The following is a 19,634-nucleotide window of genomic DNA, read 5'->3' as shown; positions in this document are numbered from 1 at the left end:
TCGCATTTTACCGGATTCGTGAAACGCGCTTTATTTTTCTCGTCATTCCGAAACCGCTGCGCACTTTCGGACGACATGCATTAGTGGACCAGCAATGCAATCAGCAGACAGCGATACCATCCCCCTGCGCGGCTGGTTTTTCAGGGGAATGCGGGGCATATTCTCGCTGCCCTCGCTCATTCTCATGACATCCTTCGTCGGTTTCAGCGCCTTCGCGCTGGAATCGGGCGTTCAACGTGGGGAAGCGGTGTTTATGACGCTGGTTATCTGGGCTTTGCCGGCCAAGATGATCCTGATCGGCTCGATGGTCGGCGGCGCCAATCTTGCCGCGTGTTTTCTGGCGGTGACGCTGTCATCGGTGCGAATGATGCCCATGGTTGCCTCCATCGTTCCGGAGATGCGTGGCGCAAAAACGCCGACATGGATTTTGTTGTTCCTCTCCCACTTCGTGGCGATCACCGCCTGGGTCTTCGCCACGCAAAATCTTTCCAAGATACCGCGCGAAGCACGGGCTGCGTGGTTTGCCGGTTTCGGCATTACCCTTACCCTCGTCAACGCTATCATTGTCGGCCTTTGTTACGGCGTCGTCGCGGCTTTTCCACCGCTTGTCGCAGGCGTGCTGTTTTTTCTGACGCCTGTCTATTTCATAGCGTCGATCTGGGCGACCGCCCGCCATTCCGTCGTCAAGGTCGCCTTCATCATCGGTGTGATCGCGGGGCCGGTCTTTGCGGTAATCGCGCCGGAATTCGACATTCTCTATGCCGGGATCGGTGGCGGCACGGTGGCTTATCTGATCGACCGTTTTGTCTTTCGTCGAAAGATCATTCCCGTCTCACCGGAGAGCGAACCATGATGACCGAACAGTGGTGGGCGCCCTATCTCTTCATCGCCATTGCCGGCTGGCTGGCGACCGATCTCTGGCGCTGGCTCGGCGTGCTCGCCGGCAACCGGCTGAAGGAGGATTCCGAGGCGCTATACTGGGTGAGGGCAGTCGCCACCGCGCTCGTGATGGCCGTCACCGCCAAGCTGATCGTCTTTCCAACCGGAACGCTTGAAGCTTCACCGCTATGGCTACGCATCGGCGCGGCAGCACTCGGTTTCACAGCGTTCCTGGCCGCCGGCCAGCGTGTCATTGTCGGCGTAGCTGTGCCCATCGCACTTTTGGCAGCCGGGTTGTTTGTGCTCGGTTTTTAGTACTCGTCTTATCCGAATATTAAGCGCTCTACTCTAGTTTACTGCTGGCTTGAACCGGGGCGTCAATTCAATGCGACTATTTGCGGCAGAACGTTTTGTACTTGGCTTTGTCGCCATCTTGTTCTTAACAGATACAGTATTGATCTTTGCCAAAGGTATTAATGTCGATTACGCCGGATATTTTTTATGCGGACTCGCGGGTGCCGGCATTTTTCTCCTCGGTCAGTTCTATCGCACAAGCGGCCGCGATCTGCGCATAGCCGCCGCTCTGATTTCTGGTGGACTGTTCATTCTGTTTACGCTTGTCGCGTCCGTCTTTAACTACATGTTTCTGCCCGTCTCTTTCCGGGCAATCGATCACCTGCTTTTCCGCGTGGACGCGGCCTTCGGTTATAGCTGGACAGGCATCGTCATATGGGCTGCAACATACCCATGGATCGGGAAAATCCTGTTTCTGGTCTACGCGACGTCGTTGCCACAGCTTTTGGCAATAATCATAATTCTCGGCTTTACCGGCAAGGACCGGATGCTGCACCAGTTTCTGGTAACAGGGGTGCTTGGGGCCTTTACGAGCATCATCTTCTGGATTTTTTTTCCAACCTACGGAGCCGCAGCATATAACGAACTCCCACAATGGGTTTTGGAAACCATTCCCATCGCACTTGATCCTGCGTACGGTCGTGAGACCATAAGGCTGGGTCAGGAGGGAGTAGCGTATATATCTCCGCGAAACGTTTTAGGTTTAATCAGTTTCCCATCGTTCCACACCTTCATGGCGGCGATGTCCGTCTGGTTCGTTCCGCGTCACTGGTTGGTCATGGCGGTAATCTTACCGATCAATCTCTTGATGTTGCCCGCCGTTCTCGTTCAGGGCGGTCATCATCTTTCTGATATTTTCGGTGGTCTCATCGCCTTTGCAATGGTCTGTGCTGCCTCGACCTGCCTGCTCAATTGGCTGTCGGTGGGAGAACGGGCGAACGAGACGACAGCCGCTTCGACTCAAGTCATCGCGGCGGAGTAATCGCCCCGGTTTCCGCTCTCGCGCGCCTCATCGACAAGCCAGTCCGACAGGAGCCGAGCTGATGCGGTCATCTCTTCTGCTTCAATCAACCAGTAATATTTGTCCGCATCGGCCGCCCGATCGAAAAGCACGGTCAATTGACCGTCGGCGATTTCGTCGCGAAGAAGCGCTGTCGGGCAAAGGCCGATGCCGTGTCCCGCCTTGAGAGCGGTCACGAGCAGATTGAAGTCGGCAAAGATTGGGCCAGTGCCCTGGAACAGGGATAGGCCAGCAGTCGCCAGCCAGTCCCGCCATGCCGTCTCGGTGGCGTCATGCAGCAATTCGGCCCGCAGCAGGCTTGCGACATCATCGAAGGGGCCGGATTTCGTGGCGTAAGCGGGTGCGCATGTCGGGCGCGTCTCGGCACTGAAAAGCGCCACGGCTTTTTGTGCAGGGCGTGGGCCGTGGGTGATGCTGAGATCGGGCTGCGTGGTCTCATTCCTGCCGGAATAGCTGATTGACACCTGTATGTCTGGATAGAGCGCGCGGAAACGGGGCAGGCGGGGTGTCAGGAAATGCGCCACCAACGAAGGCAGGCTGGCCAGACGAACGGTGATGCGGTCGCGGCCCCGGCTGATCCGTTCCGCACCGGAAGCGATCTGCCCCAAGCCGGACGAAACCGTCATGCCGAATTCCTGACCCGCCGGCGTCAGTCTCACGCCTCTCGCATGGCGCTCGAAAAGCGGCGCGCCGAGCCATGTTTCCAGATTGCGCACATGCTGGCTTACGGCCGTCGCCGTCATGCCGAGTTCCTGCGCGGCCAGGGAAAAACTTGTCCTTCTGGCCGCAGCTTCAAACGCGCGGAGGGTGGCGAGCGGTGGAAGTTTCATGATGCTGCGAGGCTAAGTCAGACTTGGTCTGAGCGCAAGAAAAACCCGTCTTGTCATCACGCCATTCATGCCGCAATTTCGCGTCACATTTTCATCCATTCGAGGATTTCATGACCCCCGTGTCCGCCGCCGAACCCATTGATGCCACCGCGCGCCGCGCCGTCCGTCCCGTCGTCGTTTATCCGAACGGCACACTTCAGACACCGGACCTGGCGCGTCTTGAACAGGCTAAAAAAGCCATGGTGAAGATAGACGAAGTCATCGTGCCACCGCGCGAGGGCGGCACTTTCAATGTTCCGAAGGGACACTTTTTCCGCATTGTCAGCACCGAAGGCCCGCAGGTGGGGGATTTGAATCTCTGGAATGCCCATGATCTGACGGAGCGCTTTTTCAGCGGCAAAACCCGCGCCCTGCATGCGACCCATGTTTCCGTAGGCAACCGCCTGTGGAGCAATCTGCCGTCCCTGCGACCGATGGCGACCATCACCCATGATACTTTGTCATGGTATGGCTGGGATGAAGATGGCGGTGGCGTGCATGATGTGATCGGCACCCGGTGCGATCCCTACACCAACAAGCTGTTGAGCGGCGGCGACTATCACCATTGCTGCCATTCGAACCTCACCAATGCGCTCGCCGCGGCCAAAGGCCTGTCATTCGGCGAGGCGGAACCGCATGTACACGATGTTCTGAACGTCTTTATGTGCACGGGTTTCACCCGCGATACGCATCAGTATTTCATGAAGGCAAGCCCCGTGCGGCCGGGCGACTATCTGGAACTCTTCGCGGAAATTGATCTCATCGGCGCGCTCTCCGCTTGCCCCGGCGGCGATTGTGGCGCCAGCCATTCGAGCGACGCGGTCCCGTGCTATCCCCTGAAGGTGGAGATATTCCGGCCGGATATGGCGGTGCTTGAAGGCTGGCCCTGGCCGGAGAGGAATGCCTACCGTCCCGTGGAATGATGATAAGCACCACGGTCGTCATGCCGGACTAGATCCGGCAACCAGCCAAGGCGCGTCTGCGCCGAGAGGAGCATTGCGCGATCAATGACTTTATCGCGCCGCACCCCGGATAAGCTCCGGGGTGACGGTGTGCGGATGCCGCCATTCTGCCAAACGCGTGGGCGTCTTGGCAAACATCACGAGGCAAGCGCTGCCTTTATCTTTTCCGCATGGGCCTTCAGCACTTCGCCATCTGCCATAGCGCCGGAATGCGGCTTCAGCGGCTCGCCTTCCTTGCGCGGAATGACGTGGAAATGCAGGTGGAACACGGTCTGGCCAGCCGCCGGTTCGTTGAACTGGGCGATAAAGACGCCATCAGCGTCGAAGGCTTCCTTTGCTGCGACTGCCAGTTTCTGCACCACGGCAATGGTCTTTGCCAGCACTTGCGGGTCGGCATCGAGCAGATTGCGCGAGCCGGTTTTGGGAACGACCAGAAGATGGCCGGGTGCCTGCGGCATCACATCCATGAAAGCCAGCGTATGCTCGTCTTCATAGAGCTTGTGGCTCGGAATTTCGCCGCGCAGGATTTTCGCGAAGATATTGTTGTCATCATAGGCGCTGGCGGTCATCGGTGATCTCTCCTCGTAACGGACTAAAGCATGTCGCCTAAAAGCGTGTAGCGGTTTTGCGATAACGACATGCGACAAAACAAAGGCATAAAGCGTAGGCAGCGAATCTGAAAGATCGCGACAGCCTTATGTATCCGGCTCGTGTTCCTGTCGCTCACCCTTGCGGAAAGGCGTGTGGTCTTCCAGATAGTCGCCAATATGTTCGACCTCTTCGCGCTCGCGCTGAAGATAATCGGCAATCGCGCGGCGCAGACCCGGATGAACGATGAAATGCGCTGAATGGGTGGTGACCGGCACATAACCGCGCGCCAGCTTGTGCTCGCCCTGCGCACCCGCCTCCACCCGCTTCAAACCCTTCGACAGCGCGAAATCGATCGCCTGATGGTAACAGACCTCGAAATGCAGGAAGGGATGGTCCTCGATACATCCCCAGTGTCGGCCGTAAAGCGCATCCGAGCCAATGAAATTGATTGCACCGGCGATATAGCGTCCCTCGCGTCTGGCCATGACCAGCAGAACGTCGTCAGGCATGCGCTCGCCGATCAGCGAATAGAATTCCCGCGTCAGATAGGGCCGTCCCCATTTGCGGCTGCCGGTATCCATGTAGAAGGCGAAGAACTGGTCCCAGATCTCCTCTGTCAGGTCGCTTCCGGTCAACCAGTCGATCTCGATGCCGTTTTCCAGCGCTGCCCGACGTTCTTTTTTCAGCCCCTTGCGCTTGCGCGATGAAAGGGCATCAAGAAAATCGTTGTGGTCGCTATAGCCGTCATTGATGAAGTGGAACTGCTGATCGGTCCTGTGCAGGAAGTCCCGGGGCAGAAGCGCGGATAGGTCGGCGTCTTCCAGAAACGTGACATGCGCGGAAGAAACGCCGATCTTTTCCGTCACCTGGACAATTCCGGACGCAAGAAGCGGTTTGAAGCGCGTCTCGTCTTCGGTTTCGGATACCAGCAGCCGCGGTCCGCTCGCCGGCGTAAACGGCACCGAACATTGCAGCTTCGGATAATAATGGCCGCCGGCTCGCTCAAAGGCATCCGCCCAGCCATGGTCGAAGACATATTCGCCCTTGCTGTGGTTCTTCAGATAGGCCGGAACGGCTCCGACGAGTTCGCCCGACGCGTTTTCGAGAAGCAGATGGTGCCCAAGCCATCCGGTCTTGGCAGTGGCCGATCCGGAATCTTCCATCGAGGATAGAAATGCGTGGGAAATGAAAGGATTGTACGGTTTTCCTGACACATTGCGTGATGTTCCGGAAAGCCGTTTCCAGCTGTCCGGATCGATATCCCTCAGGGATTGCGCAACGCGTATGGAATAGTCTTCTGTCATGCCGTGGCGGAGGGGTTCTCTCTCGGGTCGAAACCTTCGAATGTCATCTGGTCCGCATATTTATAGGTAGTCTCGCGCGCATTTTCATCCCTGACAGTCCAGGTAATCACGGGAAGCCCAAGTTTTCTTTGCGCCTCGATGAAACTGTTGGGCAAATGACCCCAATGATAGGAGATGAAATCAACACCGATCTGCATCGCCTCGTCGTGTTTGAAGAAGTCTTCCGGCTTGGCGCCTTCGGCGGTAAGGCCGAGCGGCCAGGGCGAGCCTGCAGCCTTCAGGTCTCTGAGGAGGTGATGGTCGAAGCTCATCAGAGCCACCTGGCCCTTGTAGCCCTCGAGATCTTCCAGCACCGCTTCGGCAAACCCGTCATCGACGCCTTCGCCCTGACGTCCTTTCAGTTCGATCACCAGCGGCACCTTGCCGGCGCATAGCGTCAGAAGCTGTTTCAGCGTCGGTATGCGGTCCTTGGTCTGGCCGACCGAAAGCAGAGACAATTCACTGGCGGTATGTTCGCGCACATCGCCCTTGATACCCGTCAGCCGGGCCATGTCGTCGTCGTGAAAAATCACCGGTACGCTATCGGCGGCCAGCTGAACGTCGCATTCGATGGCAAAACCAGCGTCGATGGCGCGCGAAAATGCGGATAGCGTGTTTTCCCAGACCACCTTGTTCAGGTCATGATAACCGCGATGGGCGACGGGCTGGGCGGTAAGCCAGGAAAGTTTAAGGATCATACGTCGATTTCCACGATCGCGTCGATCTCGACGGCGGCATTGAAGGGCAGGCAGGCCATGCCGACGGCGGCGCGGGCGTGCTTGCCGGCATCACCCAGAACGTTGGCGAGGAGATTGGAGGCGCCGTTAATGACGAGATGCTGTTCAACGAACTCCGGAACCGAGGCAACGAAGCCGTTCAGCTTGAGGATACGACGGATTTTCGAGAGGTCGCCGTTCAAGGCAGCCTTGACCTGTGCGAGAATGTTGACGGCGCACAATTCGGCGGCGCGCTGGGCGGTTGCAACGTCAACATCGCGGCCAACAAGGCCCGTCACCGCAATCTTGCCTGATTCCATCGGCAGTTGACCCGATACATAAAGAAGATTGCCGCTGATGGTGAACGGAACGTAGTTTGCGGCAGGTGCTGCCGCTACGGGAAGAGTAAAGCCCAGTTCCTTGAGGCGGCCTTCGATGACATCAGACATTTTCGTCTCCGGTTTTGTTGTAAATCCTTCAAGAATCCGGCATTCAGAAGATGTTGATCCAAAAGCCGGGCGGTTGCTTGTACAATATGAGCAGCGAGTCCAACAGGAGATATTGAATGTTTGTCAGGACGCTTGGTTTCGTTGCCGCCACAGGGCTCATGACCGGCCTGTCGAACGGTGCCAATGCCTTGCCCGTCACGGTTCCGGACCTCATCGCCCATCGCGCCGTCTACGATCTCGAACTCAAGGACGCGACGGATCGTTCCGGTATCGAGGGCATGACGGGCCGCATGGTCTATGAATTCACCGGCTCTGCCTGTCAGGGTTACAAGACGGATTTCCGTTTCGTGACACAGATCAACACCGGCGACGCGGTCCGCATGACCGACCAGCAGACGACGACCTTCGAGGACCTGGCGGCCAAGAAGTTCACCTTCGAGACCAAGTCCTACACCGACGACAAGCTGGACAAGGAAGTGCAGGGCGCTGCAATCGACAACAAAGAGGGTGTGAAGGTTGATCTGACCCGCCCGGACCCCCGTCAGATCGATCTCGTGGCCAGCGAATTTCCGACCGAGCACATGTTTCAGGTCATTGAAAACGCCAAGCAGGGAAAGCGCATCTTCGAATCCCGTGTTTTCGACGGCTCGGATGACGGCGATGAAAGCCTGATCACTTCGACGCTTGTCGGCAAGGCGCAGATGCCGAAGGACGGCGATGCCGAGGCAGGCAAGGCGGGCGAATTCGGCAAAGCCGCGTTCTGGCCGGTGACGATCGCTTATTACAACGACAAGACAGGCACCGACGCCCTGCCGATCTACCGCATGTCGTTCAAGCTTTACGATAACGGAATCACCCGCGATCTGACGATGGATTACGGCGATTTCGTTCTGACCGGCAAGCTCGCGAAGCTTGATATCCTCAAGCCGGAAACCTGCGAAAACAAGCCGGTTCGCTAAAAGACGGACCGTTTGCGTGGTTTTTTCGCAGAAATGCTTGCTTTTTATCTGAGGCAACTGTATGCGCCTCACCATTCCACACGCGAAGCTTGGGATGTTCCGGGAGAAATCCGGTCCGTTCCGCCCGGTGGTGTCGATGAAAATCGGCGCTGTTCGCTTCGCGGGGGTTAAACCGGAAAAGGAGTAACTAGGCATGGCATTGCCCGATTTTTCTATGCGTCAGCTTCTGGAAGCTGGTGTTCACTTTGGTCACCAGACGCATCGCTGGAACCCGAAGATGAAGCCGTACATCTTCGGCGACCGTAACAACATCCACATCATCGACCTGGCTCAGACCGTTCCGATGCTGTCGCGCGCCCTTCAGGTCGTGTCCGACACCGTTGCTCGTGGCGGCCGCGTTCTGTTCGTCGGCACCAAGCGTCAGGCGTCTGAAATCATCGCCGACAGCGCAAAGCGTTCGGCCCAGTATTACGTCAACTCCCGCTGGCTCGGCGGCATGATGACCAACTGGAAGACGATCTCCAACTCGATCCAGCGTCTGCGCAAGGTTGACGAGATTCTGAACTCGGAAGGCACCGGCTATTCCAAGAAAGAGCGTCTGACCCTCGAGCGCGAACGCGAAAAGCTTGAAAAGGCTCTCGGCGGTATCCGCGATATGGGCGGCGTTCCGGACCTGATGTTTATCATCGACACCAACAAGGAAAAGATCGCGATCGAAGAAGCCAAGCGTCTTGGCATTCCGGTCGTTGCGATCATCGACTCCAACTGCGATCCGGATCACATTGACTACCCGATCCCGGGTAACGACGACGCATCGCGCGCCATCTCGCTCTATTGCGACCTGATCGCCCGCGCCGCCATCGACGGCATCCTGCGTCAGCAGGGTTCGTCCGGCCGCGACATCGGCGCTTCGGAAGAAGCTCCGATCGAGCCCGCGCTCGAAGACGAGGCTGGCGCCTGATATAGGCCCTGTCTGGCGGCGATTTCTTGTCGCCGTCTCCTCGACCAGGATATGACAAGGCCGTCAAAGACCTTAAATGGGTTGACGGCCTTGTTCGTTTCAAACCGCTCCGTCGGGGCTTCGGTGAAGTCTCTGGCGTTTTGATGCGGATGAAATCCGGTGGCAGCCTTCATAACGCTGTCACACTTGAGCGGCACCCATCGTTTCGATGTATGGAGACGCCGCAGCACTTGGGAATGCGCATGCCCCTTTCCTGAAATCGTCCCGGTTTCAAAGGGTGTGCGGCCGGGTACACTCATCACCCAGAACTTCGGCACGGCGAATTCAGCCGGCTGACCGATCGAACCGATAAGAGGCAAACAATGACCGAAATCACAGCCGCAATGGTGAAGGAACTGCGCGAGAAATCCGGCGCAGGCATGATGGACTGCAAGAAGGCTCTTGCTGAAACCAATGGCGACATGGAAGCGGCGATCGACTGGCTGCGCGCCAAGGGCATCGCAAAGGCCGACAAGAAGTCTGGCCGTACGGCTGCCGAAGGTCTGATCGGCGTCGCCACCATGGGTCACAAGGCTGTTGTTGTCGAACTCAACTCCGAAACCGACTTCGTTGCCCGCAACGACGCGTTCCAGGATCTCATTCGCGGCATTGCCCAGGTAGCGCTCTCCACCGACGGCACCGTTGAAGCCGTCAGCGCCGCCACCTATCCGGCAACCGGCAAGTCCGTTTCCGACAGCATCAAGGACGCGATCGCCACCATCGGCGAGAACATGACGCTGCGCCGTTCGGCAGCACTCGAAGTCGAGCACGGCGTTGTCGCGACCTACATCCACAATGCTGCCGGCGAAGGCATCGGCAAGCTCGGTGTTATCGTTGCCCTGAAGTCGGTCGGCGACAAGGCCGTTCTGAGCTCCATCGGCCGCCAGGTCGCCATGCACATCGCTGCAACCAACCCGCTCGCCATCCGCGCCGAGGAAGTTGACGCAGCCGTGGCCGAGCGCGAACGCAACGTCTTCATCGAGCAGGCCCGTGAATCCGGCAAGCCGGAAGCCATCATCGAAAAGATGGTTGATGGCCGTATGCGCAAGTTCTTCGAAGAAGTCGCTCTTCTGTCGCAGGCTTTTGTCATCAACCCCGACATCACTGTCGGCGCTGCCGTCAAGGAAGCTGAAAAGGAAGCCGGTGCTGCCATCGAAGTGACGGGCATGGTTCGCCTGCTGCTCGGCGAAGGCGTCGAAAAGGAAGAAAGCGATTTCGCAGCAGAAGTCGCTGCAGTCGCCAAGGGCTGATTATATTTACCCAATCTTGGGAAAACGGGAGGGCATCGCGTGACAACGCGGTGCCCTTCGTGTATCCGCGTTTCGGTTACATTTCCGAGGAGTCATGATGTCTTCCAAGCCGATCTACAAACGTGTTCTTCTCAAGGCTTCCGGTGAAGCCCTTATGGGCGATCAGGGTTTCGGTATCGATGTGGCGGTTGCAGACCGTATCGCCTCCGATATTGCCGAGGCGAGGGCGATGGGCGTTGAAGTCGGCGTTGTCGTCGGCGGTGGCAATATTTTCCGCGGCGTTGCCGTGGCGTCCAAGGGCGGTGATCGCGTTACCGGCGACCATATGGGCATGCTGGCCACCGTCATCAACGCGCTGGCGCTCGCAACCTCCCTGCGCAAGCTCAGCATTGACACCGTCGTTCTGTCCGCAATCGCGATGCCGGAAATCTGTGAGAGCTTCTCGCAGCGTGCAGCGCTCCACCATCTGGCGCAGGGCCGTGTGGTGATTTTTGCCGGCGGCACGGGCAACCCCTTCTTCACAACCGATTCCGCTGCAGCGCTGCGCGCCGCGGAAATGGGTGCGGAAGCAATCTTCAAGGGCACCCAGGTGGACGGCATCTATTCCGCCGATCCGAAAAAGGACCCGGCAGCCACCCGTTTCGACGAGCTGACCCACAGCGAAGTGCTAGGCAAGGGACTGGCGGTCATGGATATTGCAGCTGTCGCGCTTGCCCGCGAGAATCACATCCCGATCATTGTTTTCTCGATCCACGAGAAGGGCGGTTTCGCGCAGATATTGACCGGCGGCGGCCGCAAGACCATCGTGCACGACAAATAATCAAAAAACGATGTCGCCCCTGTGGCGTATTCCGGCCGCCACGGCCGATAGAGATGGAGTATCAAGATGAGTGGTATTGACCTCAACGATATCAAGCGCCGCATGGATGGTGCCATCAATGCATTCAAAAGCGATATCGCATCGCTGCGCACTGGCCGCGCTTCGGCCAACATTCTCGATCCGGTGACCATCGAGGCCTATGGCTCGCGCGTTCCGCTAAACCAGGTCGCAAACATCACGGTTCCGGAGCCGCGTATGCTCGGCGTCAACATCTGGGACAAGTCGATGGTGAACGCCGTCGACCGTGCCATCCGCGAATCCAATCTCGGCCTCAACCCGATCGTTGATGGTCAGAACCTGCGTATCCCGCTGCCAGAACTCAACGAGGAGCGCCGCAAATCGCTCGTCAAGGTAGCTCATGACTACGCCGAGAAGTCCAAGGTGGCGATTCGTCACGTGCGTCGCGATGGCATGGATGGTCTGAAAAAAGCCGAAAAAGACGGTGATATCGGTCAGGACGAAAGCCGTGGACAGTCGGAAAAAGTGCAGAAAATCACCGACGACACGATTTCGGAAATTGAGCGCTTGCTTGGTGAGAAGGAAAAGGAAATCATGCAGGTCTAGTATCGCTTGCGATAGACCTGTATTTTATTCGTTTTAATTCCACGCTGCCTGTTACTGGATCGATATGCCGACGACGACACGTTCCTCAATACCCGAGCACGTCGCCATCATCATGGATGGAAATGGGCGATGGGCAAAACAGCGCGGTCTTCCGCGCGTGATGGGGCATCGCCGCGGGGTCGAGGCTGTGCGCGAAACGGTGCGTGCGGCCGGCGACTGCGGTGTCCGCTATCTCACACTTTTCGCGTTCTCGTCGGAAAACTGGCGCAGGCCCGAATCCGAGGTCAGCGACCTGATGGGGCTCTTGAAGGCTTTCATTAGGCGCGACCTTGCGGAACTGCACCGCGAAAACGTGCGTGTGCGCATCATCGGCGATAGGCAGGGGCTGAAAAACGATATCCGCAGTCTTCTCGAAGAAGCGGAACATATGACGGCTGACAACACCAAGCTGACGCTGGTGATTGCTTTCAATTACGGCAGCCGCGACGAGATTGCCCGCGCGACAATGGCTATTGCCCGCGATGTCGCCGAAGGCCGACTGGATGCAGAATCGATCACGCCGGAGATTATTTCGGCCAGACTTGATACATCAGGCATACCGGATCCTGATCTGATCATCCGCACCAGCGGCGAGGAACGGCTGTCGAACTTCCTGCTCTGGCAGGCTGCCTATTCCGAGTTTCTATTCGTTCCCGAATATTGGCCCGACTTCGACCGGCAGCGGTTTTTTTCCGCAATCGAGCAATATGCAACGCGTGATCGCCGTTTTGGCGCTCTGGCCGAGCAGGTTGCCGTGGCAGGCGCCTGATGAGCCGTGAACTCAGACTGCGGATCATATCCGCAATCGTCATGGCGGCGGTCATTTTGGCTGCGACCTGGTATGGCGGCATTCTGTTCCGCATCGTGGCCGGTCTGCTGGCGATCCTCATCTATTATGAATGGGCGACAATCACCCGCATGTCGGAAACCAATTCCACCGGCAATGCATGGGGCTGGTTTGCGGTCGCGGTCATCGCCGGCAACACGATTTTCGGCGAACCTTCGCTCGACCTGCCTCTGCTCTCTGGCTTCACGCTGACGGCGGCACTTTTTCCCGTCTTGCGTGGCAGAAACTGGTGGCTGGTGGGCGGCATCGTTTATGCGGGTCTGAGCGGCATATCGCTGGCCGCCATTCGCGGCGATGAGCTGACCGGTTTCGTCGCCATCCTGTTCATTTTCGCTGTCGTCTGGTCAACGGATATTCTCGCTTATTTCGTCGGGCGCGCCATTGGCGGGCCAAAACTTGCGCCGTCGATCTCACCGGGCAAGACTTGGTCAGGCGCAATCGGCGGAGCGGTGGCCGCATTGATCGGCGGCGGCGCGGTGTCTCTTGCCTATCACGGCAGGATCAGCCTGCTGCTGCTTGGGCTCGCTCTCATTCTTTCGGTGTTCAGCCAGATAGGCGATCTCTTCGAATCCTTCGTGAAACGGCGTTTTCAGGTCAAGGATTCGAGCCATCTCATTCCCGGCCATGGCGGCTTCATGGACCGGGTTGACGGTCTTGTTTTCGCCTGCTTTACGGTATTCCTCATTGCTTTCGTGCATGCGGCGGCAACCGGCGACGTGCCCGGATCGGGCGGCGGCCTGTTGCCGGGCTTTTAATCGGCGCGCAAGGTCATGAAATAAAGGGCAGATTGTCATGAACACAATAATGGCGGCGACCGGTTTTCTGACCGGCTATATCGTGCCCTTCGTCCTCGTACTTTCCCTGCTCGTTTTCGTCCATGAAATGGGCCACTACCTTGTCGGCCGCTGGAGCGGCATTCGCTCCACCGCCTTTTCCATCGGTTTCGGCCCGGAGCTGATCGGCTTTACCGACAGGCACGGCACGCGCTGGAAGATTTCCGCCATACCGCTCGGCGGCTATGTAAAATTCTTCGGCGACGAGGATGCGTCCAGCAAGCCGGATAGTTCCGGCCTGTCGCACATGTCGCTTGAGGAGAGGGCGCAGACGCTTTCCGGCGCTAAGCTGTGGAAAAGGGCGGCGACGGTTGCCGCCGGACCTATTGCCAACTTCATTCTCGCCATTCTCATCTTCGCGGTCCTGTTCGGTGTCTATGGCCGTATGATCGCCGATCCGGTCGTGGCGGAAGTGCGTGAAAACAGCGCGGCTGCGGCCGCCGGCGTGCACCCCGGTGACCGCCTCGTTGCGATCGACGGTGAAAAGGTCAAGACGTTCGAGGACGTACGCCGTTATGTCGGCATCCGTCCGGGTACGCCGATCACCGTGACCGTCGAAAGGGCAGGCGAGGAGCTGAAGCTGCCGATGGTTCCGACCCGCACCGAAACCACGGACCAGTTCGGCAACAAGCTGGAAATGGGCATCATCGGCATTGTCACCGACCAGAACAGCGGCAATTTCCGCCACATCGAGTATTCGCCGTCTGAGGCGCTGCTTGAGGGCGTGCGTGAAACGGGCCACGTCATCACCGGTACTTTCAACTACATCGGTAACCTCGTGACCGGGCGCATGAACGCCGATCAACTGGGCGGTCCCGTCCGCGTAGCACAGGCTTCGGGCCAGATGGCGACGCTCGGTATTTCGGCCGTCATCCAGCTTGCAGCGGTTCTTTCCGTATCGATCGGTCTTTTGAACCTGATGCCTGTGCCGGTTCTGGACGGCGGACATCTGGTGTTTTATGCAATCGAGGCCATCCGCGGCAGACCGCTTGGTGCCGGTGCGCAGGAGGTTGCGTTCCGTATCGGCATGGCAATGATTTTGGGTCTTATGGTTTTTGCAACATGGAATGATATCAGCAGCTTGATTGGCTGAGGATAGTGTTTTAACGGTTTTGTTAGTCGATTGTTTACCCTGTTTTTATCCCGAAGTGGCGAATGCGCCACTCTGGATCACGAAGTAAACAGAATTTAACGTTCTGACTTGCTTGTAGGGGAAAAGCAGGTAAAACGACGCACATGGCCGGAGTCGGGTTCCGCCCGCTGAGGGACAACGTAAAAAGGTAAGAATTGAAATGAAGGCTGGTTCAAGATTTTTGAACGCGGTGTCGGCGGTTGCGCTGTCTGCTGGTGTTTCTTCGGTTGCGGGCCTCGGCGTGCTTGCCTCTGCTGGTGTTGCGAATGCAGCCGTCATCAGCAAGATTGATGTTCGTGGCGCTGAGAGATCCGGTGCGGACTCCGTACGCTCCAACATCACCATTGCGCCGGGTAAGAACTTTTCCAATTCGGACATCGATGAATCGGTGAAGCGTCTTTACGCCACCGGTTACTTCTCGAATGTCTCCATGCGCGTTTCCGGCAGCACGCTGGTTGTAACGGTCAACGAAAACCAGCTCGTCAATCAGGTGGTTTTCAACGGCAACCGCAAGATCAAGGACGACAAGCTGGCTGGCGTCGTGCAGACCCAGCCGCTCGGCCCGTTCAATCAGGCAATCGTTACTGCCGATATCGCGCGCATCAAGGAAGCCTATTCCGCGATCGGCCGCAGCGACGTCGAAATCACCACCCAGACCGTTTCCGTTGGTCAGGGCCGTGTGAACATCGCTTTCGTCATTAACGAAGGCGAGCGCACGAAGATCGGCCGCATCGATTTTGTCGGCAACAATTCCTATAGCGACGGTCGTCTGGCCGCTGTCATCAATACCAAGAAGTCCAACATGCTGTCGTTCCTGACACGCAAGGACGTCTATAACGAGGACAAGCTGCGCGCCGACGAAGAGGCGCTGCGCCAGTTCTACTACAACCGTGGTTATGCCGACTTCCGGGTCGTGTCGTCCGACGCGGTGCTTGATGAGTCCAAGAACGAATACACCATCTCCATCACGGTCGACGAAGGCAAGAAGTACGACTTCGGCAACGTCGCAGTCGAATCGACTGTTCCGGGTATTGACGGCTCCGAGCTTCAGGGTCTCGTGGAAACCCGCCAGGGCGCTAGCTACAGCGCCAAGGAAGTCCAGCAGAGCATGGAAGCGATTTCCAAGCGCGTTGCCGGTGAGGGGTATCCTTTCGCCCGTGTAACGCCGCGCGGCGACCGCGATATGTCCGGTAACACCATCGGTGTGACCTATATCGTCGATCAGGGCGAGCGCGCCTATGTCGAGCGTATTGAAATCCGTGGCAACACGCGTACGCGTGACTACGTCATTCGCCGAGAGTTCGATATTTCTGAAGGCGATGCTTTCAACCAGACGGTCATCACGGCTGCCAAGCGCCGTCTTGAAGCGCTCGGTTATTTCTCGAAGGTCAATGTCTCGACTGCCGGCGGCAGCGCGCCTGATCGCGTCGTCATCGTTGTCGACGTGGAAGATCAGTCGACTGGTTCGTTCGGTATCGGTGCGGGTTACTCGCAGAACGACGGTGTGCTGCTTGAAGCATCGATCGAAGAGAAGAACTTCCTCGGTCGTGGCCAGTACATTCGTCTCGCCGCCGGTGCGGGTGAAGACGATGCACGCAGCTACACGCTGTCCTTCACCGAGCCGTATTTCCTTGGTTACCGTCTGGCCGCAGGTTTCGACCTGTTCAAGAGCCAGAGCCGCAGCGAAGATTATTACGATTACGACGAGCAGGGCTTCGCACTGCGCGTGACGGCGCCGATCACCGAGAACCTATCGACGACGTTCAAGTACACCTACAAGCAGCTCAACTACGACGGTGAGGGCGATTGGGAAACCGGCAGCAATCTTGCCGAGCCCTATAAGGCTCTGATCCGTGGCGGTGACTGGACACAGTCCATCATCTCCAACACGCTGAACTACAATACGCTCGACGACCGCAACATGCCGCGCGAAGGCTGGCAGGCTGCCTTGACGAACGAATTTGCAGGCCTCGGCGGCGATTCCGAATATTACAAGATCTACGCCAAGGCGCGCTTCTACTACACGCTTTCGGATGAGTACGACGTTATCGGCTCGCTCACCGGTCAGGCGGGTCACGTGGTTCCGACGGGCGACAATCTGCTGGTGTTCGATCAGTTCAAGTTCGGTGGTCGTCAGGTTCGCGGCTTCAAGAACGATGGTATTGGCCCGCGTATCGGTTCCGACTCCATCGGCGGCACGACCTACTTCGCGGCTTCTGCTGAAGTCACGGCTCCGATGCCAGGTGTTCCGGAAGATTTCGGCCTTCGTCTCGCCGGTTTCGTCGATGCCGGTACGCTGTACGGCAACAAGGTTGCCAACAGCGCAGGCGTGAAGGATGACAACTCCATCCGCGCATCCGCCGGTATCGGCGTGATGTGGGCATCGCCCTTCGGCCCGATCCGCGTCGACTATGCGGTTCCGATCGCCAAGGAAGACTACGACGAGGAACAGCGTTTCCGGTTTGGCATGTCCAACACTTTCTGATATCGGCAGTCCAGAACTGCAACTTTGAACGTTCTGGAGTGTCCGGCTAATGGAATACAACGCGTTTTTTCCGCCCCACGAGGGACTGCGATTGAAAGACATCGCAGACCGTTTTGGGGCGGAACTGTCTGATGAGGCGGCGGGAGAACGGATCATCAGGTCCGTTGCGCCGGTCTACCGGGCAAAACCCGACCAGCTCTGCTATATTCTTTCTCGCAAAAACCGCGATGAGTTGCCGACCTGTGAGGCTGGCGCCGTCATTTGTGACGCCGCACTTGCGGATATGCTGCCGTCTCACATCCCGGCGCTGATATCGAAAAACCCGCACACGCTTTTTGCGCAGGTAGGTGCCTTGTTGCATCCCGCCGCGATGCGTCCCGGTACGATTGTGGTGATGGAAGCTGAAGTTTCCCATACCGCGCATGTCGATCCGTCTGCAAAGCTGGAAGCTGGCGTGATTGTCGAGCCGCTCGCCGTGATTGGCGCTGGTGCCCATATCGGCGCCGGTACGCGGATCGGGCCTGGTGTCATCATCGGCGCGGATGTTCAGGTGGGGCGTGATTGCACGATTGCCGGCGGCGCGAGCATTCTTGCCGCTCTCATCGGCAACAATGTGATTATTCACAACGGAGCGCGCATCGGTCAGGACGGGTTCGGTTATGCGCCCGGTCCGCGCGGCATGCTGAAGATCGTGCAGATCGGCCGGGTTATCATTCAGGATAATGTTGAGATCGGCGCTAATACGACGATCGACCGTGGCACGATGGACGACACGGTCATCGGCGAAGGTACCAAGATCGACAATCAGGTTCAGATCGGCCACAACGTCCGCATCGGCCGCCATTGCGGCATCGTCAGCAAGGTCGGCATTGCGGGCAGCACCCGCATCGGCGATGGTGTGATGATCGGCGGCGCGGCGGGTATCAACGGCCATATCACTATTGGTGACGGCGTGCAGATTGCGGCGATGAGCGGTGTTGTAGCCGACGTTCCGGCCGGCGCCCGTTATGGTGGGACGCCAGCGCGTCCGATGAAGTATTTCCTGCGCGACATGGCCGATATTCTGGCGCGCGCTGAAGGGCGTGATAAAAAAACAGGAGAAAAAAACGATGACTGAAGAAACCAAGACGACGCTCGGCGCGGCTGACATTCTGGAAGTCATGAAGCTTTTGCCGCATCGTTACCCGTTCTTGCTCATCGACAAGATCATCGAGATCGATGGTAATAATTCGGCGATTGGCATCAAGAACGTGACGGTCAACGAACCGCATTTCACCGGTCATTTCCCGGATCGCCCGATCATGCCGGGCGTTTTGATCGTCGAGGCCATGGCCCAGACGGCAGGTGCGATCTGCGCCCGCAGCCAGGGTGAGGGCGGTTATCTCGTCTATTTCATGACAATCGACAACGCGCGCTTCCGCAGACCCGTCGTTCCCGGCGATCGTCTGGAAATTCACGTGGTCAAGCAGCGCCAGCGGGGCAATGTCTTCAAATTTCATTGCGAGGCCAAGGTCGAAGGCGCGCTGGTGGCGGAAGCTGACGTCGGTGCGATGATGATCCCCGAGGACCAGCAATGAGCACTATCGCGGCTTCGGCAAAAATTCACCCGACCGCCGTTGTCGAAGACGGCGCGGTTATCGGTGAAAATGTCGTCATCGGTGCCCTGAGCTATGTCGGCGCGAAAGTTACTCTGCAAGACGAGGTCACGCTGCACAATCATGCCGTCGTCTCCGGTCTAACCGTCATTGGCCGTGGTTCGGTCATCCATCCAATGGCCGTTATTGGCGGTACACCGCAGGCAATTCGCCACGATGGCTCGGAAACGACGCTCGAGATCGGTGCGCGCTGCATCATGCGCGAAGGCGTAACAATGAATGCGGGCAGCTCCGACGGCAGCGGCAAGACGATTGTCGGCGATGACAACCTGTTCCTCGCCAATTCGCACGTGGCGCATGATTGTCGCCTCGGCAGCCATATCATCCTGTCGAACAATGTGATGCTGGCTGGACATGTCACCATCGAGGACCGCGCTATCCTGGGCGGCGGCTGTGCCGTGCACCAGTTCACCCGAATCGGTCGTCAGGCCTTTATCGGCGGGTTGTCGGCGGTCAATTATGACGTCATTCCCTATGGCATGCTGAACGGTAATCCCGGCATTCTCGGCGGGCTGAATGTCGTTGGCATGACGCGTTCCGGTATAGACCGCGCGGATATTCACAAGGTCAGGCGCGTCTTCAAGCAGATATTCGAAGGCGAAGGCGCCATCCGCAGCAATGCGGCTGCGATTGACCGCGCAGAATATCTCGATTGCCCCCAGGTCATCGAAATCCTCGATTTCATCGGTGCGGACAGCGACCGCGCGCTTTCTTCGCCAAACCGGGGCAAGTGAGCCGTGACAGGCGGCGGGCGTCTCGCCATCGTGGCCGGCAGCGGCCAGCTGCCGCTGCATGTCGCGGCGGCT

At 58.0% G+C, this 19,634-nt stretch carries 22 protein-coding genes; 17 read left to right on the top strand and 5 right to left on the bottom strand.

The annotated features are described in order from the left end of the window. Positions 1-94: 94 nt before the first annotated feature. The 3 genes from T18_RS02710 to T18_RS02700 all read left to right on the top strand — a co-directional run bounded on the left by T18_RS02710 (position 95) and on the right by T18_RS02700 (position 2,215). Positions 95-853 carry an AzlC family ABC transporter permease gene (locus T18_RS02710; protein ID WP_038490835.1) on the top strand — a complete coding sequence of 253 codons (759 nt, stop codon included), beginning with the start codon at positions 95-97 and terminating at the stop codon, positions 851-853. Further along, a complete protein-coding gene (locus T18_RS02705; protein WP_003512818.1) occupies positions 850-1,194 on the top strand; it encodes an AzlD domain-containing protein in 345 nt (114 codons plus the stop codon). Before T18_RS02710 ends, T18_RS02705 begins: the two co-directional genes overlap by 4 nt. Before the next feature lie 70 nt (positions 1,195-1,264). Further along, the gene (locus T18_RS02700; RefSeq protein WP_038490838.1) at positions 1,265-2,215 is read left to right on the top strand and encodes a phosphatase PAP2 family protein; all 951 of its coding nucleotides are present in this window, start codon (positions 1,265-1,267) and stop codon (positions 2,213-2,215) included. On the opposite strand, the gene T18_RS02695 is transcribed toward T18_RS02700, so the two are convergent. After that, a complete protein-coding gene (locus T18_RS02695) occupies positions 2,194-3,084 on the bottom strand; it encodes a LysR family transcriptional regulator (protein ID WP_038490841.1) in 891 nt (296 codons plus the stop codon). The two genes, T18_RS02700 and T18_RS02695, sit on opposite strands and share 22 nt — an antisense overlap. A 110-nt stretch (positions 3,085-3,194) precedes the next feature. Here T18_RS02695 and T18_RS02690 point away from each other — a divergent pair, with 110 nt between their 5' ends. Then, positions 3,195-4,046: an urea carboxylase-associated family protein gene (locus T18_RS02690; RefSeq protein WP_038490844.1), complete on the top strand. Its 852-nt coding sequence runs from the start codon at positions 3,195-3,197 to the stop codon at positions 4,044-4,046. A 176-nt stretch (positions 4,047-4,222) separates the two neighbouring features. Here the strand turns inward: T18_RS02690 and T18_RS02685 are convergent, their stop codons facing one another. The 4 genes from T18_RS02685 to T18_RS02670 all read right to left on the bottom strand — a co-directional run bounded on the left by T18_RS02685 (position 4,223) and on the right by T18_RS02670 (position 7,184). Beyond that, positions 4,223-4,654, bottom strand: coding sequence for an HIT family protein (locus T18_RS02685; protein WP_019565530.1), 432 nt, complete (start codon positions 4,652-4,654; stop codon positions 4,223-4,225). A 126-nt stretch (positions 4,655-4,780) separates the two neighbouring features. After that, on the bottom strand, positions 4,781-5,980 hold the full coding sequence (locus T18_RS02680) for a GNAT family N-acetyltransferase (protein WP_038490850.1): 1,200 nt from the start codon (positions 5,978-5,980) through the stop codon (positions 4,781-4,783). Beyond that, a complete protein-coding gene (locus T18_RS02675) occupies positions 5,977-6,717 on the bottom strand; it encodes a glycerophosphodiester phosphodiesterase (protein WP_038490855.1) in 741 nt (246 codons plus the stop codon). Before T18_RS02675 ends, T18_RS02680 begins: the two co-directional genes overlap by 4 nt. Further along, on the bottom strand, positions 6,714-7,184 hold the full coding sequence (locus T18_RS02670; RefSeq protein ID WP_003512829.1) for a RidA family protein: 471 nt from the start codon (positions 7,182-7,184) through the stop codon (positions 6,714-6,716). The genes T18_RS02675 and T18_RS02670 overlap by 4 nt, the downstream gene beginning before the upstream one ends. A gap of 116 nt (positions 7,185-7,300) precedes the next feature. Here T18_RS02670 and T18_RS02665 point away from each other — a divergent pair, with 116 nt between their 5' ends. The 13 genes from T18_RS02665 to lpxA all read left to right on the top strand — a co-directional run bounded on the left by T18_RS02665 (position 7,301) and on the right by lpxA (position 19,562). Beyond that, on the top strand, positions 7,301-8,143 hold the full coding sequence (locus T18_RS02665) for a cell envelope integrity EipB family protein (protein ID WP_038490858.1): 843 nt from the start codon (positions 7,301-7,303) through the stop codon (positions 8,141-8,143). Positions 8,144-8,204: 61 nt separating this feature from the next. Beyond that, positions 8,205-8,330 carry a hypothetical protein gene (locus tag T18_RS27455; RefSeq protein ID WP_003512833.1) on the top strand — a complete coding sequence of 42 codons (126 nt, stop codon included), beginning with the start codon at positions 8,205-8,207 and terminating at the stop codon, positions 8,328-8,330. A 6-nt stretch (positions 8,331-8,336) separates the two neighbouring features. After that, positions 8,337-9,104: a 30S ribosomal protein S2 gene (gene rpsB / locus T18_RS02660; protein ID WP_003512836.1), complete on the top strand. Its 768-nt coding sequence runs from the start codon at positions 8,337-8,339 to the stop codon at positions 9,102-9,104. A gap of 362 nt (positions 9,105-9,466) precedes the next feature. Beyond that, positions 9,467-10,393, top strand: coding sequence for a translation elongation factor Ts (gene tsf / locus T18_RS02655; protein WP_038490861.1), 927 nt, complete (start codon positions 9,467-9,469; stop codon positions 10,391-10,393). 97 nt (positions 10,394-10,490) lie between these two features. Continuing rightward, complete coding sequence (gene pyrH, locus T18_RS02650) at positions 10,491-11,213, top strand: UMP kinase (RefSeq protein ID WP_035218853.1); 723 nt, start codon at positions 10,491-10,493, stop codon at positions 11,211-11,213. A 66-nt stretch (positions 11,214-11,279) separates the two neighbouring features. Continuing rightward, the gene (gene frr / locus T18_RS02645) at positions 11,280-11,837 is read left to right on the top strand and encodes a ribosome recycling factor (protein WP_003512840.1); all 558 of its coding nucleotides are present in this window, start codon (positions 11,280-11,282) and stop codon (positions 11,835-11,837) included. A 64-nt stretch (positions 11,838-11,901) separates the two neighbouring features. Then, positions 11,902-12,645, top strand: coding sequence for an isoprenyl transferase (locus T18_RS02640; RefSeq protein WP_038490864.1), 744 nt, complete (start codon positions 11,902-11,904; stop codon positions 12,643-12,645). Then, a complete protein-coding gene (locus tag T18_RS02635) occupies positions 12,645-13,478 on the top strand; it encodes a phosphatidate cytidylyltransferase (protein ID WP_003512845.1) in 834 nt (277 codons plus the stop codon). Before T18_RS02640 ends, T18_RS02635 begins: the two co-directional genes overlap by 1 nt. Positions 13,479-13,527: 49 nt before the next feature. Then, positions 13,528-14,649: an RIP metalloprotease RseP gene (rseP, locus tag T18_RS02630; protein ID WP_019565535.1), complete on the top strand. Its 1,122-nt coding sequence runs from the start codon at positions 13,528-13,530 to the stop codon at positions 14,647-14,649. A gap of 199 nt (positions 14,650-14,848) precedes the next feature. Beyond that, a complete protein-coding gene (bamA, locus tag T18_RS02625; RefSeq protein WP_019565536.1) occupies positions 14,849-17,173 on the top strand; it encodes an outer membrane protein assembly factor BamA in 2,325 nt (774 codons plus the stop codon). Positions 17,174-17,222: 49 nt separating this feature from the next. Next, entirely contained in the window at positions 17,223-18,290 is a 1,068-nt protein-coding gene (gene lpxD, locus T18_RS02620) for a UDP-3-O-(3-hydroxymyristoyl)glucosamine N-acyltransferase (RefSeq protein WP_013636019.1), read from the top strand. Further along, positions 18,283-18,750: a 3-hydroxyacyl-ACP dehydratase FabZ gene (fabZ, locus tag T18_RS02615; RefSeq protein WP_013636020.1), complete on the top strand. Its 468-nt coding sequence runs from the start codon at positions 18,283-18,285 to the stop codon at positions 18,748-18,750. Before lpxD ends, fabZ begins: the two co-directional genes overlap by 8 nt. Then, a complete protein-coding gene (lpxA, locus tag T18_RS02610; RefSeq protein WP_013636021.1) occupies positions 18,747-19,562 on the top strand; it encodes an acyl-ACP--UDP-N-acetylglucosamine O-acyltransferase in 816 nt (271 codons plus the stop codon). The genes fabZ and lpxA overlap by 4 nt, the downstream gene beginning before the upstream one ends. Positions 19,563-19,634: the final 72 nt, after the last annotated feature.

The sequence above is a fragment of the Rhizobium sp. TBD182 genome, from assembly GCF_001950375.1.
Classification (GTDB): domain Bacteria; phylum Pseudomonadota; class Alphaproteobacteria; order Rhizobiales; family Rhizobiaceae; genus Agrobacterium; species Agrobacterium tumefaciens.
Note: the sequence above shows the minus strand (reverse complement) of the source record. Positions and strands in the feature narration are given on the sequence as shown.

Coding starts and splice junctions, on each gene's coding strand:
- T18_RS02670 (WP_003512829.1), bottom strand. CDS start 7,184: ATGTCTGATGTCATCGAAGGCCGCCTCAAGGAACTGGGCTTTACTCTT.
- T18_RS02700 (WP_038490838.1), top strand. CDS start 1,265: ATGCGACTATTTGCGGCAGAACGTTTTGTACTTGGCTTTGTCGCCATC.
- T18_RS02665 (WP_038490858.1), top strand. CDS start 7,301: ATGTTTGTCAGGACGCTTGGTTTCGTTGCCGCCACAGGGCTCATGACC.
- pyrH (WP_035218853.1), top strand. CDS start 10,491: ATGTCTTCCAAGCCGATCTACAAACGTGTTCTTCTCAAGGCTTCCGGT.
- T18_RS02635 (WP_003512845.1), top strand. CDS start 12,645: ATGAGCCGTGAACTCAGACTGCGGATCATATCCGCAATCGTCATGGCG.
- tsf (WP_038490861.1), top strand. CDS start 9,467: ATGACCGAAATCACAGCCGCAATGGTGAAGGAACTGCGCGAGAAATCC.
- T18_RS02690 (WP_038490844.1), top strand. CDS start 3,195: ATGACCCCCGTGTCCGCCGCCGAACCCATTGATGCCACCGCGCGCCGC.
- T18_RS02695 (WP_038490841.1), bottom strand. CDS start 3,084: ATGAAACTTCCACCGCTCGCCACCCTCCGCGCGTTTGAAGCTGCGGCC.
- T18_RS02705 (WP_003512818.1), top strand. CDS start 850: ATGATGACCGAACAGTGGTGGGCGCCCTATCTCTTCATCGCCATTGCC.
- T18_RS02640 (WP_038490864.1), top strand. CDS start 11,902: ATGCCGACGACGACACGTTCCTCAATACCCGAGCACGTCGCCATCATC.
- frr (WP_003512840.1), top strand. CDS start 11,280: ATGAGTGGTATTGACCTCAACGATATCAAGCGCCGCATGGATGGTGCC.
- T18_RS27455 (WP_003512833.1), top strand. CDS start 8,205: ATGCGCCTCACCATTCCACACGCGAAGCTTGGGATGTTCCGGGAGAAA.
- rseP (WP_019565535.1), top strand. CDS start 13,528: ATGGCGGCGACCGGTTTTCTGACCGGCTATATCGTGCCCTTCGTCCTC.
- T18_RS02680 (WP_038490850.1), bottom strand. CDS start 5,980: ATGACAGAAGACTATTCCATACGCGTTGCGCAATCCCTGAGGGATATC.
- lpxA (WP_013636021.1), top strand. CDS start 18,747: ATGAGCACTATCGCGGCTTCGGCAAAAATTCACCCGACCGCCGTTGTC.
- rpsB (WP_003512836.1), top strand. CDS start 8,337: ATGGCATTGCCCGATTTTTCTATGCGTCAGCTTCTGGAAGCTGGTGTT.
- T18_RS02685 (WP_019565530.1), bottom strand. CDS start 4,654: ATGACCGCCAGCGCCTATGATGACAACAATATCTTCGCGAAAATCCTG.
- T18_RS02675 (WP_038490855.1), bottom strand. CDS start 6,717: ATGATCCTTAAACTTTCCTGGCTTACCGCCCAGCCCGTCGCCCATCGC.
- T18_RS02710 (WP_038490835.1), top strand. CDS start 95: ATGCAATCAGCAGACAGCGATACCATCCCCCTGCGCGGCTGGTTTTTC.
- lpxD (WP_013636019.1), top strand. CDS start 17,223: ATGGAATACAACGCGTTTTTTCCGCCCCACGAGGGACTGCGATTGAAA.
- bamA (WP_019565536.1), top strand. CDS start 14,849: ATGAAGGCTGGTTCAAGATTTTTGAACGCGGTGTCGGCGGTTGCGCTG.
- fabZ (WP_013636020.1), top strand. CDS start 18,283: ATGACTGAAGAAACCAAGACGACGCTCGGCGCGGCTGACATTCTGGAA.